Here is a 14,713-nt window from a genome sequence, read left to right as displayed (position 1 = left end):
AACCACGCGGGCATGACCCACTCTCTCGCCGAACACGTGATCAAGATCGAAGACGTCGACGCCACGCACCCCAGCGGCTCCACAGCCGCGGCGTCGCTGACGCACGAGACCCTGCTGTCCCCGGGCATACGACCGGACGTGCTGGCCGCGCCGGAGCACCTGCACGCCAAGCGGGCCGTGGCGGCCGCCATCTTCGGGGCCGAACCGGAGGCGGTGCAGCTCGGGCGCTATCGCCTGCTGAACCGCGTCGGCGCCGGCGGCATGGGCATCGTCTACGCGGCGTACGACGATCGCCTCGACCGCAAGTTGGCGCTCAAGTTGATCCGCCCGAAGCTCCACGGCAGCGCCAGCGGGGCCTCGCGCATCCTGCGGGAGGCGCGGGCGCTGGCGCGGCTGTCTCACCCCCACGTGGTCCACGTGTACGAGGTCGGCGAGCTGGCCGACCAGCGGATCTTCGTGGCCATGGAGTTCCTGGCCGGGCCGACGCTGCGGGCCTGGCTGGACGGCGAGCGGCGCCCGTGGCCGCAGGTCCTCGCGGTGTTTCGCCAGGCGGGCGAGGGCCTGGCCGCCGCCCACGCGCAGGGCGTGGTCCATCGCGACTTCAAGCCGCACAACGCGATCTTCGGGGCCGACGGCCGGGTCCGCGTCCTCGATTTCGGCCTGGCCCAATTCGAGGGCTCCGAGGAGGCCGGTGAATCGACCGAGCCGGCGGGCGGACGCGAGCCATCGCGCAGTCTGACCAGCACCGGCGCGGTGCTCGGCACGCCGGCGTACATGGCCCCCGAGCAATTCGCGGCCAAGCGGGGCGACGCGCGCACCGACCAGTTCAGCTTCTGTATCGCCCTCTACGAGGCGCTCTACGGCCACCGACCGTTCGCGGGCGAGACCCTCGCGGAGCTCACCGACGCGGTCAGCTCCGGGCGCGTGTCGCCGCCGCCGAAGTCGGCCGCGGTGCCGGCGTGGGTCCACGCGGCGCTGCTCCGCGGGCTGCAGTCCGACCCCGAGCGCCGCTGGCCGACCATGAACGCGCTGCTGGCCGCGCTCGCCGGCGACCCGGCGGCCCGGTGGCGGACCCGCCGGCGCTGGACCAGCGTGAGCATGGTGGCCGCGGGCCTGCTCACCGGAGGGGCGTGGTGGGCCGGCGAGCAGGTGCGTCGCGCCGACGCCGAGGAGCGCGCGGAGCTCGACCGCGAGGTGGCGATCGCCCGCGCCGAGGCGACCCGGCAGGCGCACGCGAGCGCGCTGGCCCACGCCCGTGGATCGCTGGCCGAGGCGCCCCTGGCGACGCTGCAGGCCCTCGCCGAGCTCGAAGCGCTCGACCCACGCGAGGCCCTCGAGGCGCGCACGCTGGCCCTCGCGGCGCTGTCGCGCGGCCTGCCGGACCGGGTGCTGCGCGGCCCGGAGGCCGAGGTGCTCACGGTCCTGCCGGCGGCGCAGAGCCCGTGGATCTTCGCCCAGGACGGCGCCGGCGATATGTGGCGCTGGGGCGACGAGCGCGACCAGGGCCAGCGGATCGCCCGCCTCGGCGCGCCGGCTGCCCCGCTGGTGGTCGCGCCGAGCGGGCAGGCCTGGGTCGCCGCGCACGCCGACGCGCTGATCGGCGCCCACGCGTTCGCGGGCGAATGGCAGCAGTGGCGGACGGCGTGGCACGACGACCGCCGGGCGTCGGCGATCGATCGCCTGATGATCACCACCGACGAGGCGTGGCTGGTCCGCCCCTTGCCGGCCACCGCCTGGGATCTCCGCACCGGCCGCGAGATCGCCGACGCGTTCCCGCCGGCGCCGGCCAGCGACCCGCAGAACCGCGCGCTGGTGACCCCGGACGCCCGCTTCCTCGCCCGCGGAAAATTCGGGGCCGACACCGTCAGCATCTGGGACCGCACGACTGGTGAGGCCCGCACGGTCACGGCTCACGGCGGCCTCGACCATTTCCTCGGGGTCTCGTCCGACGGCCAGTTTCTGTACGGGACCAGCACGCGCGACGGCGAGGCGCGGGCGATCGCGTGGGACCTCGCCCGCGCGACGGCGCACGAGTGGCGCGGCGACGTCGGCATGATCCGCGGCCTCGGGTCGCTCGTCGGGCTGGTCCAGCGCAGCAGCGATGGGCTGGTCCTGTGCGCCACGCAGCCGCTCGCGGCGGAGTGCGCGTGGCGGCGGCCGCTGGTCCAGGGCGACGATCGCGTGCTGGTCGGCGGCGAGGGCTACGCGGTGGAGAGCGCGGCCCAGCAGCAGGTTCGCCGCCCGCTCGATCTCGGCGAGCTGGCGACCGGCGCCGTGCTGCGCCGCTTTCATGCCCCCGCCGACTACGATTATGGCCAGCTCGATCACGCGGGGCGCTACCTCGCCCGCCGCGGCCCGGCGATCGACGTGTGGGAGCCGCGGGACGCTGCGCACACGATCGTGGATCTGCGCCGCGGGCTGGCGAACACCTCGACCCTGCACTCGCCGGCGGCGAAGTTCCTGATCCGCCACCACAAGCCGACCGGCGCGCTGACGCGGATCGACACGCGAGCCGGCACGAGCCAGCCGCTGGCGCCGTGCCTGACGGCGGGCGAGGGCGGGGTGTCGATCGTCGTCGACGAGACCGGCCGCGCGCTCGTGTCGCACGGCGGCAAGCTCGATCTGTACGCCGCCGGCAGCGATCAGCCGCGCGCGATCGCGGGGGTGGTCGAGCCGGTGCTGCGGGTCTTCCTCGCCCCCGACGGTCGCGGCTTCGCGGCCATCGCCGTCGACGGCACGGTGTACGCGTGGTCCGATCCGGACACCAGCCCGCGCAGCTTCGAGGGCGGGGACGGCGGGTGGCGGACCCTCATGTACGACCCCGGCGGCGCGCGGCTGGCGTCGCTGTCGTCGACCGGCGGCGTGCAAGTCTTCGCTGACGGCGCCCTCACGCAGGTGATGGCGCCCGTGAGCCCGAAGGTGAACCTGAACATGGACATGTCCGGCGACGGACGCTGGCTGGTGGCGCTCGAGCTCGGCAGCGGGAGGCTGGTCGTGCACGACCTGGTGGCTCGCACCACCCGCCCCCTCGACGTCGCCCTGGGCCTGCGCGCCGAGGGTTACTTCGGACTGCGGGTCTCCCACGACGGCCAGCGGATCGCCGTCAGCGACGGAGAGCGGCTGTTCCTCGTCGACGCCGCGACCGCGGCGGTGCGATCGATCGACGCGGGCGGCAACATCTGGTCGATGCAATTCGACCCGGGCGGCGAGCTCCTGTTCGGCGCCGTCGGCGACACGATGCAGGTCTGGGAGCTCGAGAGCATGACGGCCACGCCGATGTGGACCACCAAGGGCTTCGCGCGGCTGCTGCAGCTCGGCCCGGACGGCGAGCTGGTGGCCCGCGAGGACGGCGAAGTCCATCGCTTCGCCCTCGGCCTGGTGCCGCGGAGCCCGGCCGAATTGCAGGCGTGGCTACGCGCCCAGGTCGCGCGGCTCACCCCGTGAATCGAGCGGGTGCCTCGCCGCGCGCCGGCGAGGCGCCGGCCGGCGCCCGCTCACGCGGTCATGCGCAGCGCCAGGCCGAGGAGCCGCGACTGCAGCCACTCCTGGGCGCCCTGCGGGCGATCGAGCTGCATTCGCTGCAGCGCCTCGAAGTCGTCGGTGGCGGCGCCGGTCATGGCGCGCACGGCGATGTGGAGCTTGTGATCGGCGTGGGCCTTGAGCCAGCCGAGCGCGCGGGCCAGCCGCTGCTCGACCGGGGTGAAGTCGCTGCCGAGCGGGTAGTCGGGCAGCGCCCCGGCGGCCCGGTGCGGGGCCAGCCGCTCGCGCAGCGCCTCGGGCGTGTTGTCGGCCCAGCGCCCCGGCGCCGTGAAGCCGCGCCGCAGCTTGAGGTTGGCCTCGGCGGCCGCCAAAAGGCCGGCCTGAAAGCGGGCGTCGGCGATCGCCGCCATGGCGATTACGCAATCCTCGTCGGCCTTGCCGCGCACGTCGGCGATCCCGTATTCGCTGACGTAGACGTCGCGCAAATGGCGGGGGATGGTGGTATGACCATAGCTCCACACGACATTGGAGGACGTGCGGCCGCCGCTGTCACGAATGGCGCGCAGCAGCAGGATCGAGCGCGCGTCGGGCATCGCGTGGGCCATGGCGACGAAGTTGTACTGCCCGCCGACGCCGGAGACGACGCGGCCGCCGTCGAGCGCGTCGGAGGTCGCGGCCCCGAGCGCGGTCGCCATCATGCAGGTGTTGAAGAAGCGGGCCTCGCGGCGCTGCAGCCGCTTGAGCGGCTCCTCGGGGCCGTCGAGGTCGTTGATGGCGCTGACGCGGCGCATGCCGATCGCGCGCCGCTCGGCGTCCGGCAGGGCGCGCAGCCAGGCGTAGAGCTCGGGCGAGCCGAGGTAGAACGCGCCGTGCAGGTACTCGCCGTCGCGCGCGAGCCGGGCCAGGTCGTCGGCGTCGGCCGAGCCGCCCTCGACGCGCTGCATCACCGCGAGGTCGTCGACGACCTTGCGCCCGACCACGCCGACTTGCACGAGCCGGCGGAAGCCCTCGTTGATCATCTCGCTGCAGCCGTAGAGGCCGACGGCGAACGGCGCGAGCGCGGGGTCGTCGGCGCGCGGCGAGCCGAGCGCGCGCAGGACGGCGCGGTAGGTCGCATTGTCGGTGTGCCGCAGGACGAGCGCGTGGCTCAGCGCGTCGGCCAGCGCGCCGATGCCGATCTGCAGCGTGCCACCGTCGCGCACCAGGGTGCTGGCGTGAAAGCCGATCGCGTAGTCGGCGTCGGCCACGGGCTGGCGCGGCAGCCCGAACAGCTGCGGATGCGGGCCCGGAGGCTCGACGACGACGTCGAACAGCTCGGTCGGCACCGCCGCGCTGCCGCCGAGCCACGGCAGCGACGGATCGATCTCGGCGATCAGCAGCGGGCGCGGCAGCCCGCGCGCGGCCACGGCGTCGAGCGCGTCGAGGGTGACGTCGGTGTTGCACGACAGCGACAGCCGGGTCGGCGGCGCGTCGCCGGGCTCGCGCGCGACCTTCTGCACGATCGCGTTGAGCCCGCGCTCGGCCAGCGCGCGGGCCACGTGGGTGTAGTTGAGGCTGGTGTAGCGCCGCTGCGCCGCCGGGGAGCCGAGCAGCGCGCCGGACTGCAGATAGAACTCCTCGACCTCGACGTGCGCCGGCAGGGCGTCGCGACGCAGCGCTTCGACGTAGGCCAGGCGCGGGAACTCGTCGCCGAAGTGGCGGCGCACGAACGGGGCGAGGAAGCGGGCCTGCAGGCCCTCGCCGGGCTCGGGCGGATCGAGCGAGAGCGCGGTGTAGAGGTGCAGGGGCCGCGTGGGGTCGGCGGCCACGCGGTGATACAGGGCGTTGAGCAGGCGATGCGGCTTGCCGAGGCCGAGCGGGGCGCCGACGTGCAGCGGGCCGGGCACGCGCGCGAGCAAGACCTCGACGGCGTCGTCGAGCGAGGCGAGGAACGTCGGCGCAGGTCGCATGCGGAGAGCCTAGCGTCTTCGCCACGCCCGGGCGGCGCGCAGAGGTTTCGCCCGGCGTGGCCTCGCCGGTGACGCGCGAGGTCGCGTGCGTGTCGCCGCGTCGGAGTCGGCGACGAGTGCCTCGCACGGCTCCGTGACGATGGGTTCTCGCGCGCCATGCGCTCGGCGGGCTCTGCCGCTCGGCGGCCGCCGCGAGATTTTTTTCGTCGAGGTGGGTCGGGCGTGTCGAAAGCGGCCCCGCGAAAACGACATCTCTCGTGAGCACGGCCGCGGAGCCGCCCAGGCAGGGCCGGGTCACCCCCAACGTCAACACGGCACATCACGAAGGATTCACCATGGCAGCCACGATCAAGCAGCGGATCTCCACCTTCCTCTGGTTCGACGATCAGGCCGAGGAGGCGGCGAACTTCTACACCGCGATCTTCCCCGACTCGCGGATCACCAAGACCACGCGCTACTCCGCCGAGAGCGCCGGGCCGGGCGGGCACAAGCCGGGCTCGGTCATGACCGTGGGCTTCATCCTCGACGGCATCGAGTTCGGCGCCATCAACGGCGGGCCGATGTTCAAGTTCACCGAGGCCATCTCGCTGGTGGTTCACTGCCAGACCCAGGCCGAGGTCGATCACTACTGGGAGCGCCTGAGCGAGGGCGGCGACCCGCGGGCGCAGCAGTGCGGCTGGCTCAAGGACAAGTTCGGCGTGTCGTGGCAGGTCGTGCCCGACGCGCTGTTCGAGGTGCTCGGCGACCCCGATCCGGCGCGGGCCAAGCGGGCCACCGCGGCGATGATGCAGATGAAGAAGCTCGACATCGACGCGCTGCGCCAGGCCGCGGCCGGCTGACGCGGGCGCGTCGGGGCGTCCGCGATGCACCACCACGCCGACGCGCGGGAACGGGCCCGCGCTCGGCCTTGACGCGGCGCGGCCGTCGGCGCCTAGACTGCGCGAGGCCGATGTCATCCTCCGACGACGCGCTGGCGGCGATCCGCGCCCGCCCCGACGACGACGGGCCGCGGCTGGCGCTGGCCCGGCAGCTGCGTCAGCGCGGCGACCCGCGCGGCGAGTTCATCGAGCTGCAGTGCGCGGCGGCCCGGAGCGAGGACGACGACGCGCAGGGCGAGCTGGTGATCCGCGCCGAGGCGCTGCTCGCCCTTCACGACGAGGCCTGGCACCACGAGCTCGGGCTGCGCGTCGGCGAGGCGACCTGGACCCGCGGCTTCGTCGACACGGTGTCGCTGACGCCGGGTCGGGTCGCGGCGATCGGCGAGCGGCTGGTCCGCGATGCGCCGGTCCAGGGGCTGCACCTGCGCGGGATCGAGGACGATCTCGAGGCGCTGAAGGCGACGCTGTGTACGCCGCTGCTCGCGGTCGTCACCAGCCTCGATCTCGCGGCCGAGCGCAACGACATCGGCGAGGACGGGGCGCGGGCGCTGGCGGAGGCGACCCACATGTCCCAGCTGCGCGCGTTGAAACTGCGCGCCAACCGGATCTTCGAGGCCGGCGGGCTGGCGCTGGCCGGCGCGAAGCACCTCGCGGGCCTGACCCGGCTCGACCTGCAGAGCTGCCGGATCGGTCCCGAGGGCGTGCGCGCGCTGGCAGCCGCGTCGCACCTCGCCGAGCTGCGCGAGCTGTGGCTCGGCGGCTCGTTCTTCGACGGCGCGGGCGACCCGTGCGGCGACGAGGGAGCGCTCGCGCTGGCGTCGGCGCGTCACCTGCGGCAGCTCGTCACCCTCGACCTGCAGTGGAGCCGCCTCACCCACGTGGGCGCGCGGGCGCTGGCCGCGACGCCCAACCTGAGCGGCCTGCGCGAGCTGTGGCTGGGCGCCAGCTACCTCGGCCCCGCCGGCGCCAGGGCCCTGGCCGAGGGCTTGCCGAACCTGACCCTGCTCGACCTCTACGACAACGAGCTCGGGCCCGCGGGCGTGCGGGCGATCGTCGGGCGGATGCAGCGGCTGCGGACGCTCGACCTGAGCCACAACCACATCGGCATCGCCGGCGTGGAGGCCATCGCCTACGCCGACTCGCTCGCGGGCCTGCGCGAGCTCCGGCTGGCCTACAACAAGCTCGACGACGACGGCGCCGCGACGCTGGCGATCGCCGATCAACTGACCGGGCTGACGCAGCTCGACCTGCGCGACAACGACATCGGCCCCGCGGGCGCGCGCGACCTGATCGAGGAGCCGTGGCTCGCGCGCCTCGAGTGCCTGCTGCTCGACGACAACCCGCTCGGCAACACCGCCGCGCGGGCGCTCGCGGAGGCGCCCCACATCACGCGGCTGAGGCGACTGAGCCTGCGGCACACCGGCTTCGGGCCGAAGGGGGCGCGTGCGCTGGCGTCGGCGGCCCACCTCGCCAGCGTGCGCGAGCTGCTGCTCGACAGGAACCACGTCGGCGACGAGGGCGTCGCGGCGCTGGCGTCGGCGCCCTGGCCGCGGCTGCGGCTGCTCGTGCTCGCCAACGCGGCGATCGGCGACGAGGGGGCGCGCACGCTGGCGGACGCGCCGCTGCTGGCCGGGCTCGCGGGCCTCGATCTGGCGGGCAACCGCGAGATCGGCGACGACGGATTCGCCGCGCTCGTAAGCGGACCGCTGGCCGCGCTGACGGAGCTGTGGTTCAGCGGCAGCGCGATCGGGATCGCGGGGGTCGCCGCGCTCGGGGGGGCGTCCCACCTCCGCCGGCTGACACGCCTCCATTTGAGCAGCCGGGAGCTCGACGGCGAGCGGCTGCGCCCCCTGGTCGGCGCGCCATGGCTGAACTCGCTGCAGCGACTGGTCACCGGGTCGCGCTGCGCAGAGGACCAATTCGAACCGACCCTGAGCGAGCTGCGGGCGGTAGCTCCAGATCTTCAGGTCGAATGATTCACCGGCGCCGGGCCGGCGCGGCGAATGCGAAGAGTGTCGAAACCCGCGACGAACGCGGAAGCCCCCTTCGCCTCCGATGTGGGTGCGACGGCCATCGGACGATGCCCGGCGGGCGGCTCCGAGATTTCGGCGATGTCGCCGAATCGCCCGCTCGCGCCGAGGCCGCGTGGCATTGACGGGGCGCGTCGGCTCCACGAAGATTTCGCGTTCGACATGACCCGATGAGGCGATTCGAGCGCGGAGACGAGCCGATGCCACGATTCGCTGATTCGCGCACCTTGGAGAGAATCTCGTGAATCACGAAAAATACGATGTAGCGATTCTCGGCTCGGGGATCGCGGGCGCCGTGCTGGCCGCGATCCTCGGCCGCCAGGGGTTCCGCGTGCTGCTGCTCGAGAAGGGCACACACCCGCGCTTCGCCGTCGGCGAGGCGATGCAGCCGCAGAGCTCGATGCTGCTGTGGATCCTCGGCGAGCGGTTCGACGTGCCGGAGATCCAAAACCTGAGCTGCACGCAGAAGATCTTGCGGCACGTGACCCGCAACTGCGGCGTGAAGAAGACCTTCGGGTTCCTCTACCACGACGAGGGCCAGTGGCAGGACCCGAACAAGGGGCACCTGTTGGTCCCGCCGCCGACGCCGCTGGCGTCCGAGAGCCACCTGTTCCGCGCCGACATCGATCACTACGTGGTGAAGGCGGCGGTTCGCTACGGCGCGACCTACCGCGACCGCACCGACGTGGTCGACTTCTCGCTCGAGGACGACGGCGTGGTCCTGCGGGCCGCCTCCGGCGAGGAGTTCCACGCCCGCTACCTGGTCGACGCCACCGGCCACAAGTCGCTGGTGGCCGAGAAGCTGGGCCTGCGCCCGGAGGTGCCGCCGCTGCGCACCCAGTCGCGCACGATCTTCACCCACATGCGCGGTTTCCAGCGCTACGACGACACCATCGCCCCGCACGAGCGGCCCGGCCTGTCGCGCGGCTACTACGAGGGCACGCTGCACCACGTGATCGACGGCGGGTGGTTCTGGGTGATCCGCTTCGACAACGTGCCCGGCTCGGAGAGCGACCTGACGAGCGTCGGCCTGACCCTCGACATGCGCAAATACCCGCAGCGCACCGATATCACGCCGGAGCAGGAGTTCTGGGACGTCGTCAATCGCTACCCCAGCATCGTCCGCCACCTGCAGGGCGCCGAGATCACGCGGCCGTGGGTCGGCACCAGCCGCCTGCAGTTCACCGCGACCGACAGCGTCGGCAAGCGGTTCTTCCTGATGTCGCACGCCCACGGCTTCATCGACGCCCTGTACTCGCGCGGCATGATCAACACGTTCGAGACGATCCACGCGTTCGCGCCGCGGCTGATCCAGGCCCTGAAGGACGACGATTTCGCGGTGGAGCGCTTCGAGTACCCGAAGCGGCTGCAGGACGCGATGCTGCTCGACAACGACCGCATGGTCCACAACTCGTTCCGCTCGTTCGCCAATTTCGAGACCTGGAACGCGTTCCTGCGGGTGTGGCTCGTCAACATCCTGTTCGGCGACCTGCGCATGTTCCGGGTCTGTCTCAAGTACCTCGAGACCGGCGACAAGGCCGAGTTCGCCAAGCTCGACGCCGACCCGCTGCCGCTGGAGCCCGCGCCCGGCGAGGATCCGCTGGAGGACATGCGCCGCTTCACCGACGCGACGTTCGACCGCTGGGAGGCCGGCGAGATCGACGCGGACCAGGCCGCCACCCTGGTGTTCGAGGTGCTCGGGCGCGCCCCCCTGCCGCCGATCCACCCGTGGGGCGACCCTGCCGCCCACCACGCCGACGTGCTGCCCGAGAAGCTGAGGCAGATGATCGAGTGGGGCAAGACCGAGGCGAAGTGGCCGATGAACCGCTGGTTCGACTTCGACCTGAAGTACCTCGAGCGGCTGCGCCCCGACCCGGCGGCCTGACCGGGCCGCGCCGGCGTGTGTCCGAGGGGACATGTCCGAAACTTTCGGACATGTCCCTTCGGACATTCCGCGCGCACGCCTCGAGCCGGCGCGCCCATGGATTGGCGCGGCTTCACTTCCGGCGCCATCCGCGTCGGCCTCGCGTCGCGGCCGGCCCGAGGCTCAGGGCCGGTTCTCGCGCGGGAAGTTGTGCATCCACGGCCCGGCCTCGTCGAGCACGCGCGCGAACGACGGGCGCGCTGCGAGCCGCGCGAGGTAGGCGGCGAGGACCGGGCGCTCGCGCAGCGATGCGATCTGGTCGGCGTAGAAGAGGGCCGGCGAGGCGGCGCAGTCGGCCAGGCCGAACGACGAACCGGCCGCCCACTCGCGCCCCTGCATGTGGGCCTCGAGCACGCCGAACGCGGCGTCCAGAGTGCGCCGCGCCTCGTCGACGCCGAACGGATCGCGGCTGCCCTCCGGGCGGATGCGGTCGCCGACGACCTTCTGCATCGGCGTCGAGAGGTAGAGGTCGCAGAAGCGGTCCCAGAAGCGAGCCGTGAGCGCCTCCTCGGGCTCGGTGGGCAGCATGCGGCGCGCGGCCGGGGCGTAGCGCTCGAGGTACTCGATGATGACGCTGGTCTCGGCGACGGTCCGCCCCGCCGTGGCGTCGACGAGCACAGGCATCTTGCCGATCGGCCACAGGGCGTAAAACTCGGCCCGCGCGGACGGGTCGGCGAGATCGAGGTGCTGGAAGGTGAACGCGGTCCCGGCCTCGTAGAGGGCGATCAGGACCTTCCAGCAATAGGAAGACAAAGGATGGGCGTGCAGCGTCAGGTCGGGCATGGGGAAGGGGGCTTCATCGGCCCACTACCACGATTATCAAACGAGGCAAAGCCGCGCGGCCGAGCCCGCTCGCGCAAGGATATCGGAACCGCGGGGGATGGGCTGTGAGAGGTGGGCGAGGCCGGTGAGCTTCAGCGACGACATGGCCGTCGAGGCATGTCCTTCAGAAAATGTACAAAAGTACATGTCTTGAAGGCCATGCCGCGCGGCCGAGGCTCACTGCTCGACGAGGATGATCGGCGAGGCGGTGAGGTCGAGGCCGAGGAGGCCGCCTTCCGGGCTCACCGGGGTGGCGGTGCCGGTCTGGCTGAAGTCCCAGGCGTGCACGTCGAAGCTCTTGTCGGTCGGCAGGTCGAATTGGGCCTGCGCCGATTCGTCGGTGCCGGGCGCGTAGGCCCAGGCGACGATCGCCTGGCGGTCGTCGGGCAGGCGGAACGCGTAGGCGCGCACGTCGGCGGGCGCGGCCAGGGCGGCGGCGGCGACCGGGTCGGCGCGCGAGTCGGCGAGCAGGGTGTTGAGCGTCTTCGCGGCGACGCCGGTGACCGAGGGCGTCGCGTCTTCCTTTTTGCCGAGATCCTTGATGTCCTGATAGAGGCCCATCTCGCCGAACGACTCGCCCGGGTCGCCGTCGCTGAGGATGAACCAGTCGGCGCCGACGAACTTCTCGGCCTGGGCGCGCGCGAACACCTTGACGTAGAAGTTGCGCGCGTACTCGAGGCCGCCGGGCTGGCCGTTCAGGGCGGTCTTGGGCGCGCCGACCTCGGTGACGTTGTAGGGCCGCTCGGGCACGCCGGCGGCCGCCATCTTGGCGGCGAAGGCGTCGCGCGTGGCGAAGAAACCGTCGGCGCCGGCGTCGGAATTGCCGGGGGTCCACAGCGGGTAATAATGGTAGTTGAGGACGTCGAAGTAGGCCGCGCCGGTCTCGGGGAACTCGCCCGTGACGGCGCCGCCGTCGGGGTTGTCGGTGTAGCGCAGCAGGGCGTCGAGGAAGTTGGGGTAGCCGATGCCGCCGAGGGCGATCTTGGCGTCGGGATCGGCGAGCAGGGCGGCCTCTTTGCTGACCCGTAGCATGCGCACGTAGTCGAAGATCGAGCCGCCGAAGCGCACCAATTGCTCCTTGGTCGGCGGATCGGTGTCCCACGTCTCGGTATAATTCCAGTCGGCGACCCAGTCGGGCTCGTTCCAGATCTCCCACATATCGACGTGGTCCTTGTACGTGCTGACGGTCTTGTACACGTATTCGGCCCAGTAGTTGTCCGGGTTGATGGCGCCATCGACGATCGCCGGCTCGTAGAGGTTGGCCGGGATGTAATGCGCGAGCTCCCACTCCGGGGTGCCGTCCGGCGCCGAGGAGTGCTCGGCGATCGGCGAGGTCAAGAAGGCGATGTGACGATCGAGGCCCATGCCGGCGTAGGCGTCGACGTCGGAGACCTCGATGTCGTAACCCCAGGTGACGAGGTGCCGCTCGGGCAGCGAGACGCGGATGCTGTTGCAGCCGACCTGTCCCGCGAGCCAGGCGCCGTCCGGATCGGGGAAGTTGGGGTTGCGCACGCCGATGTTGATGCCGCGGCGGAAGAAGCCGCCGAGCTCGTTCGGGTCGGGCGGATCGCCGGTGGTGCCGTCGGTGGTGGTGGCCGGGGGCGTGGTGTCGCTCGCGGCGGTGGTGCCGTCGGTGCCGGTCGGCGCGGTCGGGCCGCCCGTGGTCGGCGGGTCGTCGGTGGTGGTGCCCGGGGTGCCGCCCTCGGTCGCGCCGGGCATCGTCCCGGGGGAACCAGTGCCACCGGTGGTGTCGGTGTCGCCGCCGCCGCCGGTGCAGGCGAGCATGCAGAATACCGGTGCGCCCCAAAGCCATGCTGTACGTCGCATGGACATGAATGGACCACAAAACGCCGGCGCTGTCGCCCGTGGACGTCCGGCGGCGCCATTCGTCGCTCCGCGCGCGTCGGTGGGCCGGAGAGCGTGTGTCGGCGAATCCCTCAGCGCGTGTGCGGACGCCGAGGTCGTGAAGCCGCAGTCGATTTTCGCGCGAGCCGAGAATCGGTGGAGTGCATCGCGGTGCATCGAACGGCGCCGCGCCTCGCAATGCTGCGAGACGCGGGTCGCTGCACCGCTGTCTACGCGCGCAGGGTCGCGGCGAAGAGGGCCTCGAGGGCGGCGAAATGCCGCGCCTCGCAGGCCGCGTCGTACGTCGGGTTGTCGGTCACGGCGAAGCCGTGCCGGCCCGGGTAGACCTCGATCGTGTGCTCGACGCCGGCCTCGGTGAGGGCGGCCTCGAGGGTGCTCCGGGCCTCGTCGGTGAAGGTTGCGTCCTCGATCGCGCCCGCGACGTAGACGCGCGAGCGCACGGCCGCGGCGCGCAGGTGCGGGCTGTCGGGCGCCGCGGTGGCGAGGCCGCCGCCGTGGAACGAGGCCGTCGCGGCGATCCGGTCGCCGAAGATCGTGGCGATCCGCAGGGAGATGTTGCCGCCCATGCAATAGCCGGTGGTGCCGACCTTGCCGGTCACGTCGGGCCGGGCGGCGAGGTGGTCGAGCACCGCGCCGACGCCGATGCGCACGGTCTCGTCGGCGGTGGCGGACAGGTAGAAGCGCTGAAACCACCGCTGGCGCACAGCCGCGTCGCCGAAGATCGCCGTGATGATCGGCCGATCTTTCTCGCCCTCGGGCAGCAGGTCCTGAAGCTGGCCCACGCGGAAATAGAGGTCGGGGATGGCGACCAGGTAGCCGAGGTCGGCGAGCCGCCCGGCGATCTCGAGCATGGCCGGGCGCTGGCCGCCGGCGTCCGTGCAGAGGATGATCGCGGGCCAGGGCCCGGCGCCGTCGGGTGTGACGAGTTGGGTGTGGTCAGTGCCCGCGGCGGTTTCGAGGTCGACGGTGGAGACGCGCATGCGGCCCGAGCTTCGCGCGCCGCCCGGGGCACGTAAAGGTGCCCGTGCAGCGGGATCGCCGCGTCCGACCGCCCGGGCTCTCATGGTTCGAGGACAGCGCGCGCTGTCGGGCGTCGCTTCACAGCGAGCAGCCCTCGAGGATCCACTGACCGATGGTGTCGATCGCCGCCTGCGACAGCGCGGGCGCGGGCGGCGGCGGCATCATGTTGCCGTTGCCGCCGATTGCGAGGTGGGTGCCGTTGATCTTGTGCCATAGATAGCTCTGCTCCGGGACGCCGGGGACGATGAGCTGCATGTCGTTGATCTCGAACGAGGCCTGGCTGATGAGCGTGTCGTAGGGATCTCCGGAGAGGACGAACCACCCCGACGCGGCGCCACCCGGCGTGTGACAGTCCGTGACGCAATTGGCGTCCCAGATCGGCTGAATGTCGGCAGCGTGGCTCAGCCCTTCGCCGGTGGTCCCGGGTTCGGTCGGCCCGGTCTCGCCACCCGTCGGGAGGTCGCCCGTGGTCGCGTCGGTGGTCGTGGGCGCGTCGGTGCTCGTGCCAGTGGGGTCCGTGTCCGTCGCCGGCATCGTGTCGCTGCCGGGGCCGCCGCTGGGGCCGCCGCTGGGGCCGCCGCCGGGGCCGTTGCTGACGGCCGAGCCCTGCGACAGGGAATCGAGCGGGTCCTGGTTCTCACAGGCTGCGATCACGGGCAGGACGAACAGGGCGTGGCAGAGCAAAAAACGGGTCATAGATCGAGGCCAAAGTAACACGCCGAACGGTTCGGGTCCGCCATATCC

At 72.2% G+C, this 14,713-nt stretch carries 9 protein-coding genes; 4 read left to right on the top strand and 5 right to left on the bottom strand.

Annotation, left to right across the window (positions count from 1 at the left end; genetic code table 11):
- Nucleotides 1-12 precede the first annotated feature (12 nt).
- Nucleotides 13-3,444, top strand: coding sequence for a WD40 repeat domain-containing serine/threonine protein kinase (locus POL25_RS01770; protein WP_272084023.1), 3,432 nt, complete (start codon nt 13-15; stop codon nt 3,442-3,444).
- A 50-nt stretch (nt 3,445-3,494) separates the two neighbouring features.
- On the opposite strand, the gene POL25_RS01765 is transcribed toward POL25_RS01770, so the two are convergent.
- On the bottom strand, nt 3,495-5,429 hold the full coding sequence (locus POL25_RS01765) for an acetyl-CoA hydrolase/transferase C-terminal domain-containing protein (protein WP_272084022.1): 1,935 nt from the start codon (nt 5,427-5,429) through the stop codon (nt 3,495-3,497).
- Between the two features lie 335 nt (nt 5,430-5,764).
- On the opposite strand from POL25_RS01765, the gene POL25_RS01760 reads away from it, so the two are divergent.
- From POL25_RS01760 to POL25_RS01750, 3 genes are all read left to right on the top strand, one after another.
- On the top strand, nt 5,765-6,268 hold the full coding sequence (locus POL25_RS01760; protein ID WP_272084021.1) for a VOC family protein: 504 nt from the start codon (nt 5,765-5,767) through the stop codon (nt 6,266-6,268).
- A 110-nt stretch (nt 6,269-6,378) separates the two neighbouring features.
- Entirely contained in the window at nt 6,379-8,283 is a 1,905-nt protein-coding gene (locus POL25_RS01755) for a TIGR02996 domain-containing protein (protein WP_272084020.1), read from the top strand.
- Between the two features lie 295 nt (nt 8,284-8,578).
- Nucleotides 8,579-10,222: an NAD(P)/FAD-dependent oxidoreductase gene (locus POL25_RS01750; RefSeq protein WP_272084019.1), complete on the top strand. Its 1,644-nt coding sequence runs from the start codon at nt 8,579-8,581 to the stop codon at nt 10,220-10,222.
- A gap of 162 nt (nt 10,223-10,384) precedes the next feature.
- On the opposite strand, the gene POL25_RS01745 is transcribed toward POL25_RS01750, so the two are convergent.
- The 4 genes from POL25_RS01745 to POL25_RS01730 all read right to left on the bottom strand — a co-directional run bounded on the left by POL25_RS01745 (nt 10,385) and on the right by POL25_RS01730 (nt 14,665).
- Nucleotides 10,385-11,044 carry a glutathione S-transferase family protein gene (locus POL25_RS01745; RefSeq protein WP_272084018.1) on the bottom strand — a complete coding sequence of 220 codons (660 nt, stop codon included), beginning with the start codon at nt 11,042-11,044 and terminating at the stop codon, nt 10,385-10,387.
- A gap of 216 nt (nt 11,045-11,260) precedes the next feature.
- Nucleotides 11,261-12,868, bottom strand: coding sequence for a glycoside hydrolase 5 family protein (locus POL25_RS01740; protein ID WP_272084017.1), 1,608 nt, complete (start codon nt 12,866-12,868; stop codon nt 11,261-11,263).
- A gap of 290 nt (nt 12,869-13,158) precedes the next feature.
- A complete protein-coding gene (locus POL25_RS01735) occupies nt 13,159-13,929 on the bottom strand; it encodes a dienelactone hydrolase family protein (RefSeq protein WP_272084016.1) in 771 nt (256 codons plus the stop codon).
- A gap of 118 nt (nt 13,930-14,047) precedes the next feature.
- Complete coding sequence (locus POL25_RS01730; RefSeq protein ID WP_272084015.1) at nt 14,048-14,665, bottom strand: hypothetical protein; 618 nt, start codon at nt 14,663-14,665, stop codon at nt 14,048-14,050.
- Nucleotides 14,666-14,713: the final 48 nt, after the last annotated feature.

The organism is Nannocystis bainbridge, from assembly GCF_028368995.1.
GTDB lineage: Bacteria > Myxococcota_A > Polyangia > Nannocystales > Nannocystaceae > Nannocystis > Nannocystis bainbridge.
The sequence above is the reverse complement of the archived record's forward strand: the minus strand, read 5'-3'. Positions and strand labels throughout refer to the sequence as shown.